We start from the raw sequence: 24,217 nt of genomic DNA, 5'->3' as shown, positions 1-24,217 counted from the left end.
AATCAAAATCTTAATTGCACATTCTTGAATTGCAACAGCATTATTTTACTTCCCTTTTTCAAACATCCCATTTTTTTACAAAATCTGCTTTTCTTTTTTCTAATGTTTCATTTGTTCCGAATCGAGTTCTGATTAAAAAAATCATATCCTAAAACAAAAAATAACTAAGAAATAAGAGCTTAAAATTCTCATTTTTAGCGCACTATTTGAAAAGTTGTAAACACTACAACGTTTTCGTTAGGGATTAAAAAAATTCTCATGTTCATCACGTAAGAATTTGTATAAATTAGCTAAAAAAGTAATTTTTTATTAAAATATTAGCTATAAAAATAAATTTATAATAATTATTTAATTTATTTTTTGATTTTTAATAAAATGGGGGGGGGGTTATTCCAAATTAAAATAAAACAACTAAATAAAAATTAAATTTCTAGAATTCATATTGCATTCTGTTTTTCAATTGTCATTCCAAAATCTATTATTTAACCTAATTTATTCCTTTTATGAAAAAGCAAAATTTTAAAATTTATCTATTATCAGCTTTATTAGTTGGTATGTATTCCTGTAATTCGAATGACGATCTGGTAACCGATTCAGCTGCTGCAGCTTCACAATTCAAAGTAATCAATGTTACACATCACGATGGACATCCCTTCAGTACTGGAAAATCGACTAATTCGACAACTGGAAGATATGCTGCAAATCCTGGAGGAGGCGTTATGATGCAGGCTTTTTATTGGGATGTCCCAGCGGGTGGAACGTGGTGGAATACCATTAATACGAAAATAACCGCTTGGTCAAATGCCGGTATTGGTTCCATTTGGCTCCCACCAGTTTCAAAAGCTCAAAACGGACCATTTTCTATGGGTTACGACCCTACTGATTATTTCGATTTTGGAAATTACAATCAAAATGGTACTGTGGAAACAAGATTTGGTTCCCGCACAGAATTAGAAAGTCTGATAACAAAAGTACACGCCGAAAACATGCAAGTATATGCTGATATGGTATTAAATCATAATAGCGGCGGACAATTAGAAAACAATCCTTTTACGGGAACTCAAACGTATACTAATTTTACTGGTGTCGCTTCAGGCAAATTCCCTAGAACAAGTGCTGATTTTTATAAAAATTCATATGGAAATAACGACGAAAGTGCTTTTGGAGGTTTTCCTGACTTAGCTCATGTGGTACCAAATGTACAAGACTGGCTTTGGAAAAGAGCAGACGGAGTAGGTAAATATTATAAAAACACTATGAAGTTTGATGGCTGGAGATTTGATTACGTGAAAGGTTTTGCTCCTTGGGTTGTGAATGACTGGAATGCTAATGTGGGTGGGTTTTCTGTTGGAGAATATTGGGATTCAAACGTAAATACTTTAGAGTGGTGGGCTAATAATGCTAATAGTTCTGTTTTTGATTTTGCATGTTATTATAAAATGAACGACGCATTTGATGGAAATAATTTAAATCTTTTGAATGATGATATGATGTGGAAAAGAAATCCTTATAAAGCGGTTACTTTCGTTTCCAATCATGACACTGATGAAATTTGGAAAAAAGAGCTAGCATACGCTTACATTTTAACTCACGAAGGATATCCAACTATTTTTTATAGAGATTATGAAGAATGGTTGAATAAAACAAAAATGGACAACCTTATTTGGATTCACAACAATAAAGGAACCGGAACTACATCTATTTTATACACCGATACTGATGAATATATCGCACGAAGAAATGGCTATAATGGAAATCCTGGTTTAGTGGTTTACATTAATAACTCATCAACTTGGCAAGAAAGATGGATTCAAACGAATTGGGCAAATGCGCAAATCAAAGATTTCACAGGAAATTCAACTTGGCTTCCGACAACCCAAGGTGACAAATGGGTTAAAATTCAATGTCCACCAAATGGATATTCTGTTTGGTCAATCAATATGTAACACATAAATATCATAAAGGCTGTCTGAAAGGGCAGCCTTCTTTTTATCAGCTGTTACATATTCGTAATTTTAATACTGGTTTAAAACCACATGAATTACAACTTCAAAACTCGCCTACTCCATTTAGAGTATACAATTTTTTTAATTGGCATTTATAAATAGTACTTTTGCAAACTATTTATACAAATATGGGCTTTTTAGAAGAAATACAACGCAGAAGAACTTTCGGGATTATTTCACATCCTGATGCCGGAAAAACAACACTTACTGAGAAACTCCTCCTTTTTGGTGGTGCGATTCAAGAAGCTGGTGCTGTAAAGAATAATAAAATTAAAAAAGGTGCTACCAGTGACTTTATGGAAATTGAACGCCAGAGAGGAATTTCGGTTTCTACTTCGGTTTTAGCATTCAATTATAAAGATAAAAAAATAAATATTCTCGATACTCCCGGACACAAGGATTTTGCTGAGGACACTTTTAGAACCTTAACCGCTGTTGACAGCGTTATTGTTGTAATTGACGTTGCCAAAGGTGTTGAGGAACAAACGGAAAAATTAGTAGCTGTTTGTAGAATGCGAAAAATTCCAATTATCGTGTTTATCAATAAATTAGACAGAGAAGGAAAAGATGCTTTTGACTTGATGGATGAAGTGGAACAAAAACTAGGTTTAACAGTTACTCCATTAAGTTTCCCGATAGGAATGGGTTATGATTTTCAAGGAATTTATAATTTATGGGAACAAAATATCAACTTGTTTAGTGGTGACAGCCGCAAAAACATTGAAGAAACAATCGCTTTTTCCGATGTTCAAAATCCAGAATTAGAGAAAATTATTGGGCAAAAACCTGCTGACAGTTTACGTGAAGAATTGGAACTTATTGACGAAGTATATCCAAAATTTGATCGTCAGGATTATTTAGATGGGAAATTGCAACCTGTATTTTTTGGTTCGGCATTGAATAATTTTGGAGTACGAGAATTATTGGATTGTTTTGTCCAAATTGCTCCATCTCCAAGACCAAAAGATTCTGAAACACGATTAGTAGATCCCAAAGAAGAAAAAATGACTGGATTTGTTTTTAAAATCCACGCCAATATGGATCCAAAACACAGAGACCGTCTGGCCTTTATAAAAATTGTTTCTGGAACTTTCGAAAGAAACAAACCGTATTATCACGTTCGCCAGAAGAAAAACTTAAAATTCTCGAGTCCGAATGCCTTTTTTGCAGAAAAGAAAGAAATTGTAGACATCTCTTATCCAGGTGACATTGTAGGCTTGCATGATACCGGAAATTTTAAAATCGGAGATACTTTGACCGAAGGAGAAATCATGAGTTTCAAAGGGATTCCAAGTTTCTCTCCGGAGCATTTCAGATATATTAATAATGCTGATCCAATGAAATCCAAACAATTGGACAAAGGAATTGATCAGTTAATGGACGAAGGTGTAGCACAATTATTTACGCTGGAAATGAACAACAGAAAAATCATTGGAACGGTTGGCGCACTTCAATACGAGGTTATCCAATACCGTTTAGAGCATGAATATGGCGCAAAATGTACGTATGAAAACTTTCCGGTACACAAAGCATGTTGGGTAAAACCAAATGATGTGAAAAGTGATGAATTTAAAGAATTCCGAAGAATCAAACAAAAATTCTTGGCGCATGATAAATATGGACAATTAGTGTTTTTAGCTGATTCTGACTTTACGATCCAAATGACACAGAATAAATATCCAAATGTGAAATTATATTTTACTTCAGAATTTGAGTAAAATTACGTCCTCATAAAACGTTGCATAAAAAAAACGCTAATTTAAAAATTAGCGTTTTTTTTATATCCCTTTTAAAATAAATCTTCATTTACGAAATCATACTGTCAGAATCTACCGCTTTCTTTAAAAAAGCTTTAATCAACAAACGATTTGGAGCAGAACCAGATGTTATAACCTGTATTTTTGCGCTTGTACTTTCTTTAGAAATTGTACCGTTTGGACCTTGTTTTGTACCCATAAACCATAGTACGAAATTCATACTATTTGAAGAAGTTGCTGAAACATTTTCTTTTTTTGCATTACTGTTAACTTCTACAGCATTAGCATCAACTAGCTTTTGAGCAGATTGACCAAATACAGATACGTTTGACATTAACATAAAAACGAATATTATCAAGAGATTAGAAATCCCTTTAGTGTCCGCTTTTAAAGAAAAATATTTCATAACAATTCGTTTTTTTATGATGGATAGGATTTGCTTCCCCATCTCGAGCACGAAAGTATATCATTTAATTACCAGCAAAAAATATTTTCGATGAAGCACAATAATAATCGTTTAAAGCACAAACTTGTTATCAATACTCTGAATTTAATAGTTTCTTAATGTCAATTTATCAAATAAAAGGTATCGCTTGATTTTTTTTTTAGAAATTCAAAATTTCGGGAACCGTTGACAGAAGAATATAGAACTAGTTCTGACATACATCTTAAAAATCAAAAATGCGCAGCTGACAATTAAGAGGCTACAAAAGAAAGTATTAATCTATAAACAAAAAAAGGCTCCATTTCTGGAGCCTTTTTAAAGAATATTATGCTTGTCCCGCAGGACCAAAATTAAGCGGAATCGGTGCTTGTTCAGTGTCTTTTATTTCGCCATGAGCGACTTCAAAACGGTGAATATTTTCTCCTATTGCTTTCAACAATCTTTTAGCATGTTGTGGCGTCAAGACAATTCTTGATTTCACCTTAGCTTTAGGAATACCAGGCATGATGCTTACAAAATCTAAAACAAACTCTGATGAAGAGTGATTTATTATTGCCAAATTGGAATAAATTCCTTCGGCAATTTTTTCATCAAGCTCAATATTAATTTGCTCTTGTTGTTGATTAGAATTACTCATATTTTAATAAATATATTCTTCTTTGTTAGCCATCATATCGTTATAATCTTCTTTTGAACCTACAATTGTATGATCATATTCTCTCATACCTGTTCCGGCAGGGATTCTATGTCCTACAATTACATTTTCTTTCAATCCTTCTAAGTAATCGATTTTACCTGCAACAGCAGCTTCGTTCAATACTTTAGTAGTTTCTTGGAAAGATGCAGCAGAAATAAACGATTTAGTTTGAAGCGATGCTCTTGTAATACCTTGTAAAACTGGTGTTGCTGTTGCAGTAACAACATCACGAGCTACAACAAGATTTTTATCTGTACGTTTCAAAAGAGAGTTTTCATCACGCAACTCACGAGGCGTAATAATTTGACCTTCTTTTAAAGCACTAGAATCTCCAGCATCTTCAACTACTTTCATACCATATAATTTATCATTTTGAACGATAAAGTCTTTAGTGTGAATCAATTGATCTTCTAAGAATAAAGTATCACCTGGATCTTGTACTCTTACTTTACGCATCATTTGACGTATGACTACTTCAAAGTGTTTGTCGTTGATTTTTACCCCTTGTAAACGGTATACTTCTTGAATTTCATTTACCAAATACTGTTGAACAGCTGCTGGTCCTTGAATTCTTAAAATATCATCCGGAGTAATTGCACCATCAGATAAAGGCACCCCTGCTCTTACGAAGTCATTTTCTTGAACTAGAATTTGGCTTGATAATTTAACCAAGTATTTTCTAACGTCACCAAATTTAGATTCGATAACAATCTCACGGTTACCTCTTTTGATTTTTCCAAAAGAAACAACACCATCGATTTCAGAAACAACAGCTGGGTTTGAAGGATTACGAGCCTCTAACAACTCTGTAATTCTAGGTAAACCTCCTGTAATATCTCCTGATTTAGAAGAACGACGCGGGATTTTTACCAATACTTTACCTGCTTTAATTTTCTCACCGTTTTCAACCATCAAGTGGGCTCCAACTGGTAAGTTATAAGAACGAATTAGTTCCCCTTCTTTACCGTAAACCAATAAAGTTGGAATTAATTTTTTAGCTCTAGATTCAGAAATTACTTTTTCTTGGAAACCAGTTTGCTCATCAATTTCAACCATGAATGATTGACCTTGCTCTAAATCTTCGTAAGCAATTTTACCGGTAAATTCAGAAACGATAACCCCATTATATGGATCCCATTTACAAATCACATCTCCTTTAGCGACAGATTGACCGTCTTTAACGAAAATACTTGAACCGTAAGGAATATTATTGGTACTTAACAAGATACCTGTTCTTTCATCAATTAATTTCAATTCAGTAGAACGAGATACAACAATATCAACTGCATTTCCTTCACTATCTTCACCTTTAACCGTTTTTAAATCTTCGATTTCAAGTTTACCATTAAATTTCGTAACGATGCTTGATTCTTCAGAAATACCACCCGCAACCCCACCAACGTGGAATGTACGTAATGTTAACTGTGTACCAGGCTCTCCAATAGATTGTGCTGCAATAACACCAACTGCTTCACCTCTTTGTGTCATTTTACCAGTAGCTAAATTTCTACCGTAACATTTTGCACAAATACCTTTTAACGCTTCACAAGTTAATGGTGAACGCACTTCCACTTTCTCGATTGGAGAAGCGTCAATTGCTTTCATTATAACTTCAGTGATTTGTTGTCCAGATTGAATTAAAACTTCATTGTTTAAAGGATTAATTACGTCTTGTAAAACAACACGTCCTAAAATTCTTTCTCCTAATGATTCAACAATTTCCTCATTTTTCTTCAATGCTGAAACTTCAACACCTCTAAGTGTACCACAATCTTCGATGTTAACAATAACATCTTGAGATACATCATGCAATCTTCTTGTTAAATATCCTGCATCGGCAGTTTTCAATGCCGTATCCGCAAGACCTTTACGCGCACCGTGAGTAGAAATAAAGTACTCAAGGATAGAAAGACCTTCTTTAAAGTTAGAAAGAATCGGGTTTTCAATAATCTCACCACCACCAGCAGTTGATTTTTTAGGCTTAGCCATCAAACCACGCATACCAGTTAACTGACGAATTTGTTCTTTGGAACCCCTTGCTCCAGAATCAAGCATCATATACACAGAGTTGAAACCTTGTTGGTCTTCTCTAATGTTTTTCATTGCTAACTCTGTAAGCTGTGCATTTGCTGAAGTCCATACATCAATAACTTGGTTGTAACGTTCGTTATTAGTGATAAGACCCATGTTATAATTAGCAGAAATACCTTGAACTTGTTCTCTGGCGTCAGCAATTAATTTAGGTTTTTGATCTGGAATTCTAATATCTCCAAGAGAGAATGACAATCCACCTTTGAAGGCAAATTTGTACCCCATGTCTTTCATGTTATCCAAGAAAGCCGCTGTTGTAGGTACATCAGTAGAACTTAAAACGTGTCCAATAATATCTCTAAGGTTTTTCTTAGTCAATACATCATTGATATATCCAGCTGCTTCCGGTACTACTTCATTAAATAATACACGACCCGCAGTAGTTTTTATGATTTGGTAAACCAAGTCACCTGCTTCATTAAAGTGTTTTGCTCTAATTTTCACAGAAGCATTCAATTCTAATCTACCTTCATTCAAAGCAATATTTACTTCTTCAGCAGAATAAAAAGTGATTCCTTCTCCTAAAATTTTAAGCTCAGGAGTTGACAAACGTTCTTTGGTCATATAGTATAGACCCAAAACCATATCCTGAGAAGGTACCGTTATTGGCGCACCATTTGCAGGATTCAGAATATTATGTGAACCCAACATTAATAGTTGTGCTTCCAAAATAGCTTCTGGACCTAACGGTAAGTGAACTGCCATTTGATCCCCATCAAAATCCGCATTAAATGCAGTACAAACTAAAGGGTGCAACTGGATTGCTTTTCCTTCAATTAATTTTGGTTGGAATGCTTGAATACCTAATCTGTGCAAAGTAGGAGCACGATTCAGTAATATTGGGTGACCTTTGATTACATTTTCAAGGATATCCCAAACTACAGGCTCTTTCTTATCTATTATTTTCTTAGCTGATTTTACAGTTTTTACAATTCCTCTTTCTATCAATTTACGGATAACGAAAGGTTTGTATAATTCTGCTGCCATATCTTTTGGGATACCACACTCAGATAATTTCAATTCTGGTCCAACAACAATTACCGAACGAGCAGAATAATCCACACGTTTTCCAAGTAAATTTTGACGGAAACGTCCTTGTTTACCTTTAAGGGAATCAGATAATGATTTTAATGGTCTGTTTGATTCAGTTTTTACTGCAGAAGCTTTACGCGTATTATCGAAAAGTGAATCTACAGATTCCTGCAACATACGTTTTTCGTTTCTTAAGATCACTTCTGGAGCTTTAATCTCCATTAATCTTTTCAAACGGTTGTTACGTATAATTACACGACGGTATAAATCATTTAAATCTGAAGTTGCAAAACGACCTCCATCAAGTGGCACAAGTGGACGTAATTCTGGTGGAATAACTGGTACCACTTTCATAATCATCCATTCTGGACGATTCTCACGGTTCAAGTTAGACTCACGGAAAGATTCCACAACTTGCAATCTTTTTAACGCTTCCGTTTTACGTTGTTTAGACGTTTCATTGTTAGCATTGTGTCTCAATTGGTAAGACAATGCGTCAAGATCTATTCTTGCCAATAAATCCATAATACACTCTGCTCCCATTTTGGCAACAAATTTATTTGGATCAAAATCATCAAGATACTGATTGTCAGCAGGAAGTGTATCTAAAATATTTAAATATTCTTCTTCTGTCAAAAAGTCTAGTCTTTGCAACGATTCACCTTCTGCATTTTTAGCAATACCTGCTTGGATTACTACGTATCTTTCGTAGTAAATGATCATATCTAATTTCTTAGATGGAAGACCAAGGATATAACCAATTTTGTTTGGAAGAGAACGGAAATACCAGATATGAGCAATTGGCACAACAAGATTGATGTGACCTACTCTGTCTCTACGTACTTTTTTTTCTGTTACTTCAACACCACAACGGTCACAGATGATCCCTTTGTAACGTATTCTTTTATACTTACCACAAGCACATTCAAAATCTTTTACTGGTCCGAAAATACGTTCACAGAAAAGTCCATCACGCTCTGGCTTGTGCGTTCTGTAGTTGATCGTTTCTGGCTTCAATACTTCACCTCTTGATTCTTTCAAGATCGATTCAGGAGAAGCAAGTCCTATGGAGATTTTATTAAACCTTTTTACAGGGTTTTTATCTTTATTGTTATTATTTCTATTATTCATCATAGTTTTTACTATTGATTTATTTGCAATTAAAAATTGATTGTAGATTTATGATTTTCTTTAATCATTAAACTATTACCTCGAATTACTTCTCTAAACTTCAAATAAAATTTTTGAAGTGCTATTTATAAAACCTTTGGGTTTAAATAAAAAATCGGAACGGGTTACGGGTATAAATCCTAAAAACTTTTATAAATGCCAAAGTAGAGACGTTACAATGAACGTCTCTACCAGTGACAAATTATTATTTATTCTTCTAAACGAATGTCAAGTCCAAGACCTTTCAATTCATGCATTAATACATTGAATGATTCCGGTAATCCTGGTTCTGGCATAGATTCACCTTTTACGATTGCTTCGTAAGTTTTAGCTCTACCGATAACATCATCAGACTTCACAGTCAAGATTTCTCTAAGTGTGCTTGATGCTCCATACGCTTCAAGTGCCCAAACCTCCATCTCTCCAAAACGCTGACCTCCAAATTGAGCTTTACCTCCAAGTGGTTGTTGTGTAATCAACGAGTATGGACCTATAGAACGTGCGTGCATTTTATCGTCAACCATGTGTCCAAGTTTCAACATGTAGATAACTCCTACTGTTGCAGCTTGATGGAAACGTTCTCCTGTACCACCATCATATAAATGTGTATGTCCAAAACGTGGTATTCCAGCTTCGTCAGTCAATTCATTGATTTGGTCTAAAGTTGCTCCGTCAAAAATTGGTGTAGCAAATTTTCTACCCAAGTTTTGTCCAGCCCAACCAAGAACCGTTTCATAAATTTGACCAATGTTCATACGTGAAGGTACACCAAGTGGGTTCAACACGATATCAACTGGCGTTCCGTCTTCAAGGAAAGGCATGTCTTCATGACGAACGATACGAGCAACAATACCTTTGTTACCGTGACGTCCCGCCATTTTATCCCCAACTTTCAGTTTACGTTTTTTGGCAATATATACTTTCGCTAATTTCAAGATTCCTGCTGGCAATTCATCTCCAACAGTAATAGTGAATTTCTCTCTACGTAATGCACCTTGTAAATCGTTCAATTTAATTTTATAGTTATGAATTAAATCATTAACCATTTTATTAGTTGCATCATCAGCAACCCATTGACCTTTACTCAAGTGAGCAAAATCTTCAACAGCATAAAGCATTTTTTGAGTGTATTTTTTACCTTTTGGCAAAACTTCCTCTCCCAAATCATTCATTACACCTTGAGAAGTTTTTCCGTTTACGATCAAGAAAAGTTTCTCTACTAATTTGTCTTTTAATTCAACAAATTTAACTTCAAATTCCATTTCAAGTGCTCCTAAAGCATCCTTGTCCTGAGTACGTTTACGTTTATCTTTTACTGCTCTTGCGAACAATTTTTTATCTAAGACAACACCATGTAAAGAAGGAGACGCTTTCAATGAAGCATCTTTTACATCACCTGCTTTGTCCCCGAAGATTGCACGAAGCAATTTCTCTTCTGGAGTAGGATCTGATTCTCCTTTTGGAGTAATTTTTCCGATAAGAATGTCGCCAGGTTTAACCTCGGCTCCAATTCTGATCATACCATTTTCATCTAAATCTTTAGTAGCTTCTTCAGAAACGTTTGGAATATCGTTCGTCAATTCTTCGTTACCTAATTTAGTATCTCTAACTTCTAATGAATAATCATCCACGTGAATAGAGGTAAAAATATCGTCACGAACTACTTTTTCAGAAATTACAATCGCATCCTCGAAGTTGTATCCTTTCCATGGCATAAATGCAACTTTTAGGTTACGACCTAAAGCTAATTCACCATTTTGAGTCGCATACCCTTCAGATAATACTTGTCCAGGAACCACTCTATCCCCTTTTCTTACGATAGGTTTAAGGTTGATACTTGTACCTTGATTGGTTTTTCTAAATTTAATTAGATTGTATGTTTTTTCATCTGGCTCAAAACTCACCATTCTTTCTTCCTCAGAACGATCGTATTTGATAGTGATGATATTTGCATCTACATATTCTATAACTCCATCTCCTTCAGCATTAATCAATACTCTGGAATCAGAAGCAACTTGACGCTCTAAACCAGTTCCAACAATTGGAGCTTCAGGACGAATTAATGGTACGGCCTGACGCATCATGTTAGATCCCATCAAGGCTCTATTCGCATCATCATGTTCTAAGAAAGGAATCAAAGAAGCGGAGATAGAAGCAATTTGATTTGGAGCTACATCCGTATAATCAACTCGCGTTGGTTCAATAACCGGGAAATCACCTTCTTGACGTGCAATTACGTCTTCGGCAGTTATTTTTCCTGTAGCATCCATTTGAATGTTTGCCTGAGCAATCATCATTCCTTCTTCTTCTTCAGCGCTTAAGTATACCGGAGTAGAAACTAAATCTACAGTTCCGTTAGTTACTTTACGGTAAGGTGTCTCAATGAAACCCATTCCGTTTACTTTAGCATAAACACCAAGAGAAGATATCAAACCAATGTTTGGTCCCTCTGGAGTTTCAATTGGACATAAACGTCCGTAATGCGTATAGTGAACATCACGTACCTCAAAACCTGCTCTCTCTCTCGAAAGTCCACCTGGTCCTAGTGCAGATAATCTTCTCTTGTGCGTAATCTCGGCAAGTGGATTCGTTTGATCCATAAACTGAGACAACTGGTTCGTTCCAAAGAAAGAGTTGATAACAGAAGATAATGTTTTAGCATTAATCAAATCTATTGGTGTAAACACCTCGTTATCTCTAACGTTCATTCTCTCACGGATAGTTCTAGCCATACGCGCTAAACCAACACCAAATTGTTGAGACAATTGTTCTCCAACTGTTCTAACACGACGGTTTGATAAGTGATCAATATCATCAATCTCTGCTTTAGAGTTGATCAATTCGATCAAATATTTCACAATAGTTATGATATCTTCTTTGGTCAAGACTTGCTTTTCCATTGGAGTATCTAAACCTAATTTTTTATTTATTCTATAACGACCTACTTCACCTAAGTTGTAACGTTGGTCAGAAAAGAACAATTTATCAATAATACCACGAGCCGTTTCTTCATCAGGCGGTTCAGCGTTACGTAATTGTCTGTAGATATGTTCAACAGCCTCTTTTTCAGAGTTAGTTGGATCTTTTTGCAATGTATTATGAATGATAGCATAATCGCCTTGATTAGCATCTTCTTTGTGCAACAAAATAGATTTAACGTTAGAATCAATGATTTCTTCCACATTATCTTTGTCGATAATAGTATCTCTATCAAGGATTATTTCGTTACGTTCGATAGAAACTACTTCACCAGTGTCTTCATCTACGAAATCTTCGTGCCATGTATTCAATACACGGGCAGCTAATTTTCTACCGATATATTTTTTTAGACCTGTTTTAGAAACCTTAATTTCTTCCGCAAGATCAAAAATTTCTAGAATATCTTTATCTCTTTCAAAACCAATTGCTCTAAAAAGAGTGGTAACTGGTAATTTTTTCTTTCTGTCGATATAAGCGTACATTACACTATTAATATCTGTAGAAAATTCTATCCAAGAACCTTTAAAAGGAATTACTCTCGCAGAATATAATTTTGTACCATTTGCATGGAATGATTGACCAAAGAAAACACCTGGAGATCTGTGTAATTGAGAAACAACTACACGCTCAGCACCATTAATAACAAAGGTACCGCTTGGTGTCATATACGGAATTGTACCAAGATAAACATCTTGAACAATCGTTTCAAAATCTTCATGTTCTGGATCTGTACAATATAGTTTTAACCTTGCTTTTAAAGGCACACTATAGGTAAGACCTCTTTCTATACATTCTTGAATTGTATAACGTGGTGGATCTACAAAATAATCAAGAAATTCTAATACAAAGTTATTTCTTGTATCAGTAATTGGGAAGTTTTCCATGAAGGTATTGTAAAGCCCTTCGTCGCCTCTTTCGTCAGATTTAGTTTCTAATTGAAAAAAATCTTTAAACGATTTAACCTGAACATCTAGAAAATCTGGATAATCAGGAATATTTTTTGTAGAGGCAAAATTCAATCTTTCGGTCTGATTTGTTATCATCAATGGACAAAATTTTGATTAAAAAAGTAATTTTTTTGTACAAATATTGATCTATTTATACTTTTCTTTTACAACCATTACATCTTTAAAAACCAATTTAAGATAACTACTTTCTTATTATCTGTTAATTTTTTTTCCTCGTAATGGGTAAAATGAATTTGTTTTCAAAGACTATTATGTAATTATACAAGGTAGACTTTTGTTATACGAAAAATGGTTTAGGTCATTGGGAAACCCAAGACCTAAACCTAATTCTTTAAACTGAGTTTAACTATTTAAGCTCAACAACAGCTCCAGCTTCTTCTAAAGATTTTTTAAGCCCTTCAGCTTCTTCTTTAGTTACACCTTCTTTAACGTTACTTGGAGCGCTATCAACTACATCTTTAGCTTCTTTCAAACCTAAACCTGTAAGTTCTTTAACTAATTTTACAACTGCTAATTTAGAAGAACCAGCTTCTTTCAATACAACTGTAAATTCAGTTTGAGCTTCTTCAGCAGCAGCTTCTCCACCACCTGAAACTACTACAGCTGCAGCAGCTGGTTCGATTCCGTACTCATCTTTTAATATTGTTGCTAATTCGTTAACTTCTTTTACTGTTAGGTTAACTAATTGTTCTGCGAATTGTTTCAAATCTGCCATTTTTTCTATCTTTTTTAAAATGATTTGTAAAAATATAATTTATTTATTGTGCGCTTTTTAAAATAAAACTTAGACTATTAAAGTCGGTTTTATTATGCTTCTACTTCTTCTGTAGCCTCTTCGCTTTTTGCGAATTGGTTTTGAAGAGCAGAAATAACTCTTTGAGCTGGTGATTGAAGCAATCCAATGATTTCGCCGATAAGCTCTTCTTTAGATTTAATAGTTGCTAATGCATCTAATTGATCATCTCCAATATAAATTTCAGAGTTAATATAAGCTCCCTTTAATACAGGTTTAGCCGATTTTTTTCTGAAATCTTTAATTATTTTTCCAGGTGCATTTGCAACATCTGAAATAAATATAGCGCTGTTACCTGTCAATACAGATGGTAAATCACCATAATCATTAGCAGAAGCTTCCATTGCTTTTGCAAGCAAAGTATTTTTTACAACCTCTAATTTTATACCTGCTTTAAAACAAGCTCTTCTCAAGCTTGAAGTCGTTTCTGCATTAAGTCCAGAAATATCAGATACATAAATGATATTTGTACCAGCTAACTGTGCAGTTAATTCTTCAATCGCGATTGATTTTTCTTCTCTAGTCATACTAAAAATTATTAACTACCAATTATACTGCTTTTGGGTCCAATGCAATTGCAGGACTCATAGTGCTTGTAAGGTGAATCCCTTTAATATAGGTACCTTTAGCAGCAGTTGGTTTAAGTTTGATTAATGTTTGAATAATTTCGTGTGCATTGTCATAAATTTGCTCAGCTCCAAAAGAAACTTTACCAATTCCTGCATGTACAATACCAGTTTTATCAACTTTAAAGTCAATTTTACCAGCTTTAACCTCTGCAACAGCTTTAGCAACATCCATAGTTACAGTACCTGTTTTAGGGTTTGGCATCAAACCTCTAGGTCCTAATATACGACCTAATGGACCTAATTTACCCATTACAGCAGGCATAGTGATGATAACATCAACATCTGTCCAACCGTCTTTAATTTTTTGAAGGTAATCATCAAGACCAACATAGTCTGCACCAGCTGCCAAAGCTTCCGCTTCTTTATCTGGAGTAACTAATGCTAATACTTTAACATCTTTACCAGTTCCATGAGGTAATGTTACCACACCTCTTACCATTTGATTCGCTTTTCTTGGATCTACACCCAATCGAACTGCGATATCAACAGACTCATCAAATTTTGCAGAAGCTAAAACTTTTATTAATGCCGCAGCATCTTTAAGAGAATATAGTTTGTTCTTTTCAATTTTTGAAGCAGCCTCTTTTTGCTTTTTTGTCAATTTTGCCATGTCTTTCTCTTAATTAAAAAGGAGAATCTCCTGATACAGTTATACCCATAGATCTAGCTGTTCCAGCAATCATGCTCATAGCAGATTCGATTGTGAATGCATTTAGATCTACCATTTTGTCGTCGGCGATTGTTCTAATAACATCCCAAGTAACGCTAGCTACTTTTTTACGATTTGGTTCACCAGATCCGGACTTTAGCTTTGCAGCTTCCAATAACTGGACAGCAGCTGGAGGAGTTTTTACGACAAAATCAAAAGACTTGTCTTTATACACAGTAATTTGTACTGGGCATATTTTGCCGGGTTTATCTTGAGTTCTAGCATTAAATTGCTTACAGAACTCCATGATGTTTACCCCAGCAGCTCCTAAAGCAGGTCCAACCGGTGGCGACGGGTTCGCAGCACCTCCCTTAACTTGTAGTTTAACTACCTTACTAATTTCTTTAGCCATTTTTTAAAAAATTTAACACTACAATCATTGGAAGCGATTGTAATGGATATTATAGATGTAACAAAAAATTATACTTTTTCAACTTGCATAAAACTCAATTCTAATGGTGTTTTTCTTCCGAAAATCTTAACCATCACTTCCAGTTTACGCTTTTCTTCATTAATTTTTTCAACAGTACCGTTAAAACCATTAAAAGGTCCATCAACAACCTTAATAGTCTCACCGATGTTAAAAGGAATAGAACGAGTATCTGTATTCACAGCTAACTCATCTACCTTACCTAACATTCTGTTTACTTCTGAAATTCTCAATGGCACAGGCTCTCCACCTTTGATTTCACCTAGAAAACCAATAACACTTGTTATAGACTTAATAATATGAGGTATCTCACCAATAAGATTAGCTTCAATCATAACATAACCAGGAAAATAAACTTTGTCTTTGATTATTTTTTTTCCCTCTTTTACTGTCACTACTTTTTCAGTAGGCACTAAAACTTGCGAAACATAATCACCCATTCCTAGTCGCGCAATTTCGGTTTCAATATAAGCTTTCACTTTATTTTCTTGTCCGCTTACCGCTCTAACGACATACCACTTCTTAATATTATTATCTGCCATAACAAAAAAAATTATGCTTTTATCCAGTTAAAAAATCCAGCCAAAGCTTTTGCGAAAATTTCATCCACTCCCCAAGTTGCCAAAGCGAATAATACTGAAAAAACAGCAACAACAATCGTTAGACGTTGTACCTCAGCCCAAGCTGGCCAAGTAACATTTGACTTTAATTCCTCAAATGCTTCTGATATGTAATTAACAACTTTTGTCATTATGATTTATTTTTTTGCACGGGCGGAGGGATTCGAACCCCCATCAACGGTTTTGGAGACCGCTATTCTACCCTTGAACTACGCCCGTAGAATAAAAAATAGTGTCATCGTTAAACGACACTATTTTTTGAATTTATTTTAGTAGATTATCCTACAATTTCAGTTACTTGACCAGCACCTACTGTTCTACCACCTTCACGGATAGCGAAACGTAAACCAACGCTCATTGCGATTGGGCTTAACAAAGCAACATTGATAGTTAAGTTGTCTCCTGGCATTACCATCTCTACACCTTCTGGTAAAGTAATAACTCCTGTTACGTCAGTTGTACGTACGTAAAACTGTGGACGGTAGTTATTATGGAATGGTGTGTGACGACCACCTTCTTCTTTTTTCAAGATATAAACCTCTGCTTTGAAAGTAGCGTGTGGCTTAACTGAACCTGGCTTAATGATAACCATTCCTCTTTTGATAGATTCTTTATCAACACCACGCAACAATAAACCTACGTTATCTCCTGCTTCACCTCTATCAAGGATTTTACGGAACATTTCAACTCCTGTAATAGTAGAAGTCAATTTTTCAGCTCCCATACCAATGATCTCAACAGCATCTCCTGTATTAGCAATACCAGTTTCGATACGACCTGTAGCAACAGTTCCACGACCAGTAATTGTAAATACATCTTCAACTGGCATCAAAAATGGTTTTGCAGTATCACGAATTGGTTCTTCAATCCATGAATCACAAGCAGCCATTAATTCAATAATTTTTGGTACCCAAGCTGGATCATTATTCAATCCTCCAAGAGCAGACCCTTGAATAACTGGACAATTATCTCCATCATATTCATAGAAAGACAATAAGTCTCTAATTTCCATTTCAACAAGTTCCAATAATTCCTCATCATCAACCATATCCACTTTGTTCATGAATACTACCATTCTAGGAATACCTACTTGGCGACCTAAAAGGATATGCTCACGAGTTTGTGGCATTGGTCCGTCTGTAGCAGCTACAACAAGGATAGCACCGTCCATTTGAGCAGCACCAGTAACCATGTTTTTTACGTAATCCGCGTGACCTGGACAGTCAACGTGTGCGTAATGACGGTTAGCAGTTTCGTACTCAACGTGAGATGTATTAATTGTAATACCTCTTTCTTTTTCTTCAGGAGCATTATCAATTTGATCAAATGATTTTGCTTGACAGTAACCTGCATCAGATAACACTTTTGTGATTGCTGCAGTTAATGTAGTTTTTCCGTGATCCACGTGCCCAATTGTACCAATGTTTAAGTGGGGCTTGTTACGGTTAAAGGTTTCTTTTGCCATTTTACTTAATTTTTAATCTAGTTTATATATTTATTTCAATTTCTTACTAATCTTGAGCCAACTACGGGAATTGAACCCGTGACCTCTTCCTTACCAAGGAAGCACTCTACCTCTGAGCTAAGTCGGCAGAATCCTTGATTTTAGTCCCGATAGCTATCAGGATAGACTTCTAATTTTAGACTTTTCAAATCTACAATCTGAAATTCATCCTTGTGGGGAGAGCAGGATTCGAACCTGCGAAGTTCACACAGCAGATTTACAGTCTGCCCTCGTTGGCCGCTTGAGTATCTCCCCTACTTTTTCTATTATCAAACCTTTACAGCTTTGAGCCGGCGGAGGGACTCGAACCCACGACCTGCTGATTACAAATCAGCTGCTCTAGCCAACTGAGCTACGCTGGCAATATCTATAAAAAAAGTCCGCTATTTCTAACGGACTGCAAATGTATAGATTTTATCTCTCAATCAAAACATTTTTTAAAAAAAAATCATATTAAATGTGAGAACTTATTTTTTCTTTCCTTTTAACCAACATTCTCTGTAAGGATTCCGCCGAAAGCTCAACCGCTTCTTCAAAAGTTTTGCATTGCTTTTTTACCAAAAAATCATCTCCCGGAACATTGATTTTTACCTCGGCAATTTTATTTTCTTTGTCACTTGTCTTTTCAACTTTCAAAAAAACATCCGCTGATACTACTTTGTCATAATACTTTTCCAACTTGTCCATTCTTTCTTGAACAAAATCCACTAGCTTTTTGTCAACAGTAAAGTTAACTGCATGAACACTTACCTTCATAATCATTTTTTTTAATAGTTAAACATTTCTCAAAATTACTTCTGACCCCGTGGGTGCGCCTCTTTATATACACTTTTCAGTTCTGACAAACTACTGTGCGTATATATTTGCGTCGACGCCAGACTAGAATGCCCTAATAATTCTTTGACTGAATTTAAATCCGCTCCATTATTTAACAAATGCGTTGCAAAAGTATGTCTCAATATATGGGGGCTCTTTTTTACTTTTTCGGAGACAGTACTAAAGTAAGAATTTATTAATCGATACACAAAGGAATCATTTAATTTTAACCCTTTTTTTGTGAGAAATAAATAATCATGATCCACAATAGATAACAAACCCTCTCGCCCTCCTAAGTACAAAGTGAACTGTTCTTTTATTATTGGCAAAACAGGAAGTATACGCTCTTTATTTCGCTTTCCCAACACTTTGATTGCACTGCCGGACAAATCAACATTCGCTATTTTTAAACTTATTAATTCCGCTCTCCTCATCCCTGTAGTGTAAAGCAAATCAATTATGAGCTTATTTCTAATCTCCTCAAATCCTATCGCACCTTGCATTACACCTAAAACATCAGCAACCTCCTTTTCAGAAAAAGGAATCTGCAACAACTTCGGAGTCTTTAAGGCTTTGTGTTTTAACAACGGACTCGCTTCTATTTGCTTTGTTTTTAACAAAAACCTATAAAATGCTTTTAAGGACGCCATTTTTCTATTAACTGAGGCATTTGATATGTCATTATCAACAAGAGAGACAATCCAAGTTCTAATTTGACTATAATTGACTTGCTCTAGATTCTCTTGATCGAAATGAATAGTATTGAATGATTCAAAAGAAGTAATATCATTACAATACGCCGTAACGGTATGTGAAGAGTATTTTTTCTCCAACTGTAGATAATCTCGAAATGCATCTTTATTAGTAGCCATAAAAAAACCGTTAGCATCAAAGTTATAAAACTTTTAATGACTAACGGTAATTTATTCTAATAGATATTGACTAACTCTCTAAGTTATCTCTCATATTTTGGATATAAGCCGCTTTTTGAATTTTGATTCTATTGGTAACTGAAGGCTTAATAAAAGCAGTACGTGCTCTTAGTTGACGAACAGTTCCTGTTTTATCAAATTTTCTTTTGTAACGTTTTAACGCTCTATCGATATTTTCTCCGTCTTTAATTGGTATAATTAACATAATATAGACACCCCCTTTCTTTAAGTGTGCAAAAGTATGTATTAATTACGAGTTACGAGTTATAAATTACGAATTATTTTTTAATTAGATTTTTAGACTATTCGATCTTTAGATTGTTAGACTAATGAATTATTTGTAATACAAAGACGTTTTTTAGTTGTTATAATAGCTAAAAAAAGCCAAGTCACACTACTTGTTTCTTGGCTCAATATTCTATTCTCTATATTCTAAAAAGTTATTATTTCACAGCTGGCTTATAATTTTGTTTGTCAATTATCATTTTCGATAAAATCTCCTTAAGGATTTCTGAAGTTCCACCTCCTATTGGCCCCAAACGACTATCTCTAAATAAACGTGCTAATGGATAATCTTCCATGTAGCCATAACCTCCCAACATTTGCAAGCAACTATAAATTGTTTCATCAGCCACTTTTGTAGATTTTAATTTGGCCATAGTAGCCTCCTTAACCACATATTCTCCTTTGTCTAATCGGGCTACGGCAGCATAATTAAACACTTTACAATGCTCAACATCTGTTGCGTGCTCTACTAATGTATGTCTTAACGCCTGAAACTTATCTATTGTTCTCCCAAATGCTTCTCGTTGTGACATGTATTCGATTGTATACTCAATTGCATATTCAGCTCTTGCATGAGCATTTATAGCCATAATCAAACGCTCTAAGGCAAAATGTTGCATAATATAAGGAAATCCTTTTCCTTCTTCACCCATTAAATTCTCTACAGGAATTTCTACATCATCAAATGCAATTTCTGCTGTATCTGAAGCTCTCCAACCTAATTTATCAAGTTTTGTAGTGGAAATTCCTTTAAGGTTACTATCCATCAAAAACATACTTATTCCTTTGTTTCCAAGTTCTGGACTTGTTTTCGCAGCAACTACATAATAATCGCCATAAATACCGTTAGTTATGAATGTTTTAGAACCATTAATAATATATTTATCTCCTTTTTTTATAGCTGTAGTACGCATACCTGCAACATCACTTCCACCAAAAGGTTCTGTAATACACAAAGCTCCTATTTTATCACCAGAAATACTCGGTGCCAAATATTCTTGTTTAATTCGCTCATCGCCTTCCGCATTTAAATGTGTCATTGCTAAATAAGAATGCGCCCACATAGCAGCTGCAAAACCAGATGATTTTATTTTTTGAAGTTCTTCTAAAAAAATAACTGTGTAAAATAAATCTAAATTCAATCCGCCATAAGCCTCAGGATATCGTATTCCGAAAAAGCCCATTTCTCCAAATTTTTTCCATATAAAACGCTCAATTGTACCAGTTTTCTCCCATTTTTCAATATGAGGCACAACTTCTTTTTGTAAAAAATCTTGCAAACTTGCTCTAAATAATTGATGTTCTTCTGTGAAATATATTGAATTCATATAATTAATTAATTTTTTTATTAATTTTTAATAAACTGAAAGGTGTCCTTCAAATTAAAAGTCCAAATATAAGCCAATTATATTTGCTTTATCAACAGGAAATCCCTTAATTTTTGTTAAATCCTCAATATTGTTAATGTTTCCCCGCATACTTCTATAAGTCACAATTTCTTTTGCCAAAGCATATCTGAAATAATAAAACTGGGAAAGCTCTTTTAAAGAAGCATTATTAATCTCTATTTTCTTAAAATTCGGAAGTTCCGAAACTTTAAAATGAGTATTCAAATTCTCAATCACTTCGGGCGATAATCCCCAAACATCTTTCATTTGTTCCATGGAAACAAATCCGCCTAAACTTTCTTTTTGTTTCAAAATTCGCAAAGAAATTGCCTCACCTATTCCGTAAATTTTTATCAAATCCTCCTTGGATGCCTGATTGATGTCGATTAAAGCAATTTTTTCTTTTTTGGCGAAAGCCTGATTTGGATACTTTTTAAATTCTTTATATTCTTTCTTATTATTTACCCAATCCGGAAATTTAAAATAAGGAGCTATCACGTTTAACAATGAATCCGAAATTTTAGTCACGTTTTGAAACTCCTTAGGTGAATTAACGTATTTATTTTCATTTCTAAAAACGAACAAGCGGTCAATTTCCTCCACTGACATTCCTAACTTATATCCCTTATAATCGGTTATGAAATTAGGATTAAAAAGATATATTTTAGGTGACTTCCTATTATCATCTATTTTCATGGAGTCAACTTTAGACTGAAGGGAAAGCCATTTTTGTCTTTCAGGATACTCTTTTATTACTGCATTAAAGTCAACAAAAAAATAAATGAACTGTAAAACAATAATGATTGCAAATAACAAAAACACACCCGTCCTTTGATCCCGTGTGAACTTAAAATAAGTGTGAATCGTTTTAAAACTCATTTGACAATTCTGGGTTAGTAAATTTATATAAGAATCCTAAATTTATAAATTAAAATCAAGATGTATCCCTTTCTAAAGAAAAACATTCGAAAAAAGTAAAATTTATGATGCCAAAAACAAAGCAACATATCTATTAAACACACTCCAAAAAAGTTTTCCCATAGATTAAACCCTAATAAAAACGATTAAATTAATTTTTTAGAACTTAAAATTCAATTATTGTTTTTATTTTTTATAAAAAACTATACATTTGGAGCTTAATAACAAACAAAACCATATAACCCATGTCAATTTGGAAAACTAAACCACTGTCGGTACTGCTAAATGAAGCATCAGAATCCGAAAAAGGATTAAAAAGGACTTTGTCTTCACGTTCATTAGTAGCACTTGGAGTTGGAGCAATTATTGGAGCAGGATTATTCTCATTAACAGGTATTGCTGCCGCAGAACATGCCGGCCCAGCAGTTACACTTTCATTTATTTTAGCCGCTGTAGGATGTGCTTTTGCTGGACTTTGCTATGCTGAGTTCGCATCAATGATACCCGTAGCAGGTAGTGCTTACACGTACTCTTATGCTACTATGGGAGAATTTATGGCTTGGATTATCGGTTGGGATTTAGTTCTTGAATACGCATTAGGAGCCGCTACAGTAGGTGTAAGTTGGTCTCGCTATTTACTCGAATTATTAAACAAATACGGAATACATCTTCCACATGATTTAATATGTTCTCCCTGGGAAACATTAAAATTAAGTGACGGAACTATTATAGAGGGAGGAATCATTAATCTTCCTGCTATTTTTATCGTTTCAATGCTATCATTATTATTGATAAGAGGAACTAAAGAATCTGCATCTATAAATAACTTTCTTGTTGTAGTAAAAGTAATAGTAGTTATTATGTTTATCGTTTTAGGCTGGAGCTTTATTGACACTGCAAATTACACGCCTTACATTCCTGAAAATACAGGAGTTTTTGGAGAGTTTGGATGGTCAGGAATTGCTGCAGGAGCTGGAACTGTATTCTTTGCTTTCATTGGTTTTGACGCTGTTTCTACAGCTGCTCAAGAAGCAAAAAATCCACAAAAAGGGATGCCAATTGGTATTTTAGGATCTCTTGTTATTTGTACTATTTTATATGTATTGTTTGCACATGTAATGACAGGTCTTGTTCCTTACAATGAATTTGCAGGCGATGCTAAACCAGCAGCAACTGCATTTGCAAGAACTGGATATACATTTTTACAAACCGGATTAATCGTAGCTATTTTAGCGGGTTATACTTCAGTAATGCTTGTAATGTTAATGGGACAAAGTCGTGTTTTCTACACGATGAGTAAAGATGGTCTATTGCCTTCTTTCTTTAGTGATATTCACGCAAAATTCAGAACACCATGGAAAACAAATATTTTCTTTATGGTATTTGTGAGTCTTTTTGCAGGTTTTGTACCAGTAAGTGATTTAGGTCACATGGTAAGTATTGGAACATTATTAGCCTTTGTTTTAGTATGTATTGGAGTATTGGTAATGCGTAAAAAAATGCCAGATGCACCAAGATCTTTCCGTACTCCTTGGGTACCATTTGTACCAATTGCAGGAATCCTAATCTGTTTGGCCTTGATGTATTCATTGCCAAATGAAAGCTGGGCGAGACTTGTAGTATGGATGGCATTAGGTGTTGTTATCTATTTTATCTATGGAAAGAAAAACAGTAAATTAAACAATCCAGATAAATAGAATTTTATCATAAATAGAAAAGGGATTATAAAGTGCTTAAATACTTTATAATCCCTTTTTTCATTTACAGTTATTTACAAATCAAAAACCGAACTTCGTTTGGCCCGAATTAAATCCTTCAAACGAATCCAAAAAGCCAAGGTCAAATACACCCCAAACCCCAATCCAGCCGTAACAAACGATATATAGATAAAAAACAACCGCACGCTTGTTACTCGCATCCCTAATTTATCTGCCAGACGTGAAGACACATGGAAACCGTGTTTTTCAAAAAAATATTTGAGTTTTATTACTGTTCTCATTTTAGTCATGGATTATGAGCAAAATTACAAATTTTTCGAATAAACCAAT

At 34.5% G+C, this 24,217-nt stretch carries 20 protein-coding genes and 4 tRNA genes; 3 read left to right on the top strand and 21 right to left on the bottom strand.

Translation table 11 applies throughout. The features are described from left to right. The first annotated feature begins 503 nt into the window (after positions 1–503). Together E0I61_RS07625 and E0I61_RS07620 are read left to right on the top strand one after the other, a co-directional pair. Complete coding sequence (locus E0I61_RS07625) at positions 504–1,946, top strand: alpha-amylase (protein ID WP_132070452.1); 1,443 nt, start codon at positions 504–506, stop codon at positions 1,944–1,946. 188 nt (positions 1,947–2,134) lie between these two features. Further along, positions 2,135–3,724 (top strand): peptide chain release factor 3, encoded by a 1,590-nt coding sequence (locus tag E0I61_RS07620; protein ID WP_132070610.1) that lies wholly within the window; start codon positions 2,135–2,137, stop codon positions 3,722–3,724. An 88-nt stretch (positions 3,725–3,812) separates the two neighbouring features. Here E0I61_RS07620 and E0I61_RS07615 read toward each other — a convergent pair whose 3' ends face one another. The 20 genes from E0I61_RS07615 to E0I61_RS07520 form a co-directional block, all read right to left on the bottom strand. Continuing rightward, complete coding sequence (locus E0I61_RS07615; RefSeq protein ID WP_131992170.1) at positions 3,813–4,169, bottom strand: hypothetical protein; 357 nt, start codon at positions 4,167–4,169, stop codon at positions 3,813–3,815. 364 nt (positions 4,170–4,533) lie between these two features. Further along, complete coding sequence (locus E0I61_RS07610; RefSeq protein ID WP_073354716.1) at positions 4,534–4,845, bottom strand: DUF3467 domain-containing protein; 312 nt, start codon at positions 4,843–4,845, stop codon at positions 4,534–4,536. A 3-nt stretch (positions 4,846–4,848) separates the two neighbouring features. Beyond that, positions 4,849–9,162, bottom strand: a complete 4,314-nt coding sequence (gene rpoC / locus E0I61_RS07605) for a DNA-directed RNA polymerase subunit beta' (protein WP_131992167.1) — start codon at positions 9,160–9,162, stop codon at positions 4,849–4,851. 245 nt (positions 9,163–9,407) lie between these two features. After that, on the bottom strand, positions 9,408–13,220 hold the full coding sequence (gene rpoB / locus E0I61_RS07600; RefSeq protein WP_131992164.1) for a DNA-directed RNA polymerase subunit beta: 3,813 nt from the start codon (positions 13,218–13,220) through the stop codon (positions 9,408–9,410). A 271-nt stretch (positions 13,221–13,491) separates the two neighbouring features. Beyond that, positions 13,492–13,860, bottom strand: coding sequence for a 50S ribosomal protein L7/L12 (gene rplL / locus E0I61_RS07595; RefSeq protein ID WP_131992161.1), 369 nt, complete (start codon positions 13,858–13,860; stop codon positions 13,492–13,494). 92 nt (positions 13,861–13,952) lie between these two features. Continuing rightward, positions 13,953–14,465: a 50S ribosomal protein L10 gene (gene rplJ, locus E0I61_RS07590; protein ID WP_131992158.1), complete on the bottom strand. Its 513-nt coding sequence runs from the start codon at positions 14,463–14,465 to the stop codon at positions 13,953–13,955. Between the two features lie 22 nt (positions 14,466–14,487). Further along, a complete protein-coding gene (gene rplA / locus E0I61_RS07585) occupies positions 14,488–15,177 on the bottom strand; it encodes a 50S ribosomal protein L1 (protein WP_131992155.1) in 690 nt (229 codons plus the stop codon). A 13-nt stretch (positions 15,178–15,190) separates the two neighbouring features. Continuing rightward, positions 15,191–15,628: a 50S ribosomal protein L11 gene (rplK, locus tag E0I61_RS07580; protein ID WP_131992152.1), complete on the bottom strand. Its 438-nt coding sequence runs from the start codon at positions 15,626–15,628 to the stop codon at positions 15,191–15,193. 68 nt (positions 15,629–15,696) lie between these two features. Next, the gene (nusG, locus tag E0I61_RS07575; RefSeq protein ID WP_126455879.1) at positions 15,697–16,248 is read right to left on the bottom strand and encodes a transcription termination/antitermination protein NusG; all 552 of its coding nucleotides are present in this window, start codon (positions 16,246–16,248) and stop codon (positions 15,697–15,699) included. Positions 16,249–16,259: 11 nt separating this feature from the next. Further along, positions 16,260–16,457: a preprotein translocase subunit SecE gene (gene secE / locus E0I61_RS07570; RefSeq protein WP_039109059.1), complete on the bottom strand. Its 198-nt coding sequence runs from the start codon at positions 16,455–16,457 to the stop codon at positions 16,260–16,262. Between the two features lie 17 nt (positions 16,458–16,474). Next, positions 16,475–16,545: transfer RNA gene (locus tag E0I61_RS07565), tRNA-Trp, on the bottom strand. Between the two features lie 58 nt (positions 16,546–16,603). Beyond that, positions 16,604–17,791 carry an elongation factor Tu gene (tuf, locus tag E0I61_RS07560; RefSeq protein ID WP_131992146.1) on the bottom strand — a complete coding sequence of 396 codons (1,188 nt, stop codon included), beginning with the start codon at positions 17,789–17,791 and terminating at the stop codon, positions 16,604–16,606. A gap of 55 nt (positions 17,792–17,846) precedes the next feature. Next, positions 17,847–17,918, bottom strand: a tRNA-Thr gene (locus E0I61_RS07555). An 86-nt stretch (positions 17,919–18,004) separates the two neighbouring features. Beyond that, positions 18,005–18,085, bottom strand: a tRNA-Tyr gene (locus E0I61_RS07550). Between the two features lie 33 nt (positions 18,086–18,118). Next, positions 18,119–18,192 (bottom strand) — tRNA-Thr (locus E0I61_RS07545). A 91-nt stretch (positions 18,193–18,283) separates the two neighbouring features. After that, complete coding sequence (gene hpf / locus E0I61_RS07540) at positions 18,284–18,586, bottom strand: ribosome hibernation-promoting factor, HPF/YfiA family (protein ID WP_131992143.1); 303 nt, start codon at positions 18,584–18,586, stop codon at positions 18,284–18,286. Positions 18,587–18,621: 35 nt separating this feature from the next. Then, positions 18,622–19,518 carry a tyrosine-type recombinase/integrase gene (locus E0I61_RS07535; RefSeq protein ID WP_132070450.1) on the bottom strand — a complete coding sequence of 299 codons (897 nt, stop codon included), beginning with the start codon at positions 19,516–19,518 and terminating at the stop codon, positions 18,622–18,624. A 70-nt stretch (positions 19,519–19,588) separates the two neighbouring features. Then, positions 19,589–19,783 carry a 30S ribosomal protein S21 gene (gene rpsU, locus E0I61_RS07530; protein WP_035670421.1) on the bottom strand — a complete coding sequence of 65 codons (195 nt, stop codon included), beginning with the start codon at positions 19,781–19,783 and terminating at the stop codon, positions 19,589–19,591. 238 nt (positions 19,784–20,021) lie between these two features. Beyond that, positions 20,022–21,191: an acyl-CoA dehydrogenase family protein gene (locus tag E0I61_RS07525; RefSeq protein ID WP_131992137.1), complete on the bottom strand. Its 1,170-nt coding sequence runs from the start codon at positions 21,189–21,191 to the stop codon at positions 20,022–20,024. Positions 21,192–21,245: 54 nt separating this feature from the next. Next, positions 21,246–21,947, bottom strand: coding sequence for a ComEA family DNA-binding protein (locus E0I61_RS07520; RefSeq protein ID WP_317126166.1), 702 nt, complete (start codon positions 21,945–21,947; stop codon positions 21,246–21,248). Positions 21,948–22,414: 467 nt separating this feature from the next. On the opposite strand from E0I61_RS07520, the gene E0I61_RS07515 reads away from it, so the two are divergent. After that, entirely contained in the window at positions 22,415–23,866 is a 1,452-nt protein-coding gene (locus E0I61_RS07515) for an amino acid permease (protein ID WP_131992131.1), read from the top strand. Positions 23,867–23,940: 74 nt separating this feature from the next. On the opposite strand, the gene E0I61_RS07510 is transcribed toward E0I61_RS07515, so the two are convergent. Next, complete coding sequence (locus tag E0I61_RS07510) at positions 23,941–24,168, bottom strand: PspC domain-containing protein (protein WP_131992129.1); 228 nt, start codon at positions 24,166–24,168, stop codon at positions 23,941–23,943. Positions 24,169–24,217: the final 49 nt, after the last annotated feature.

The organism is Flavobacterium ranwuense, assembly GCF_004349315.1.
GTDB lineage: Bacteria > Bacteroidota > Bacteroidia > Flavobacteriales > Flavobacteriaceae > Flavobacterium > Flavobacterium ranwuense.
This window is presented reverse-complemented; position numbering and strand designations above follow the sequence as displayed.

Bases quoted from the DNA above. Each gene is read 5' to 3' on its own strand.
- E0I61_RS07625 (WP_132070452.1), top strand. From the start codon at position 504: ATGAAAAAGCAAAATTTTAAAATTTATCTATTATCAGCTTTATTAGTT.
- E0I61_RS07620 (WP_132070610.1), top strand. From the start codon at position 2,135: ATGGGCTTTTTAGAAGAAATACAACGCAGAAGAACTTTCGGGATTATT.
- E0I61_RS07615 (WP_131992170.1), bottom strand. From the start codon at position 4,169: ATGAAATATTTTTCTTTAAAAGCGGACACTAAAGGGATTTCTAATCTC.
- E0I61_RS07610 (WP_073354716.1), bottom strand. From the start codon at position 4,845: ATGAGTAATTCTAATCAACAACAAGAGCAAATTAATATTGAGCTTGAT.
- rpoC (WP_131992167.1), bottom strand. From the start codon at position 9,162: ATGATGAATAATAGAAATAATAACAATAAAGATAAAAACCCTGTAAAA.
- rpoB (WP_131992164.1), bottom strand. From the start codon at position 13,220: ATGATAACAAATCAGACCGAAAGATTGAATTTTGCCTCTACAAAAAAT.
- rplL (WP_131992161.1), bottom strand. From the start codon at position 13,860: ATGGCAGATTTGAAACAATTCGCAGAACAATTAGTTAACCTAACAGTA.
- rplJ (WP_131992158.1), bottom strand. From the start codon at position 14,465: ATGACTAGAGAAGAAAAATCAATCGCGATTGAAGAATTAACTGCACAG.
- rplA (WP_131992155.1), bottom strand. From the start codon at position 15,177: ATGGCAAAATTGACAAAAAAGCAAAAAGAGGCTGCTTCAAAAATTGAA.
- rplK (WP_131992152.1), bottom strand. From the start codon at position 15,628: ATGGCTAAAGAAATTAGTAAGGTAGTTAAACTACAAGTTAAGGGAGGT.
- nusG (WP_126455879.1), bottom strand. From the start codon at position 16,248: ATGGCAGATAATAATATTAAGAAGTGGTATGTCGTTAGAGCGGTAAGC.
- secE (WP_039109059.1), bottom strand. From the start codon at position 16,457: ATGACAAAAGTTGTTAATTACATATCAGAAGCATTTGAGGAATTAAAG.
- tuf (WP_131992146.1), bottom strand. From the start codon at position 17,791: ATGGCAAAAGAAACCTTTAACCGTAACAAGCCCCACTTAAACATTGGT.
- hpf (WP_131992143.1), bottom strand. From the start codon at position 18,586: ATGAAGGTAAGTGTTCATGCAGTTAACTTTACTGTTGACAAAAAGCTA.
- E0I61_RS07535 (WP_132070450.1), bottom strand. From the start codon at position 19,518: ATGGCTACTAATAAAGATGCATTTCGAGATTATCTACAGTTGGAGAAA.
- rpsU (WP_035670421.1), bottom strand. From the start codon at position 19,783: ATGTTAATTATACCAATTAAAGACGGAGAAAATATCGATAGAGCGTTA.
- E0I61_RS07525 (WP_131992137.1), bottom strand. From the start codon at position 21,191: ATGAATTCAATATATTTCACAGAAGAACATCAATTATTTAGAGCAAGT.
- E0I61_RS07520 (WP_317126166.1), bottom strand. From the start codon at position 21,947: ATGAAAATAGATGATAATAGGAAGTCACCTAAAATATATCTTTTTAAT.
- E0I61_RS07515 (WP_131992131.1), top strand. From the start codon at position 22,415: ATGTCAATTTGGAAAACTAAACCACTGTCGGTACTGCTAAATGAAGCA.
- E0I61_RS07510 (WP_131992129.1), bottom strand. From the start codon at position 24,168: ATGAGAACAGTAATAAAACTCAAATATTTTTTTGAAAAACACGGTTTC.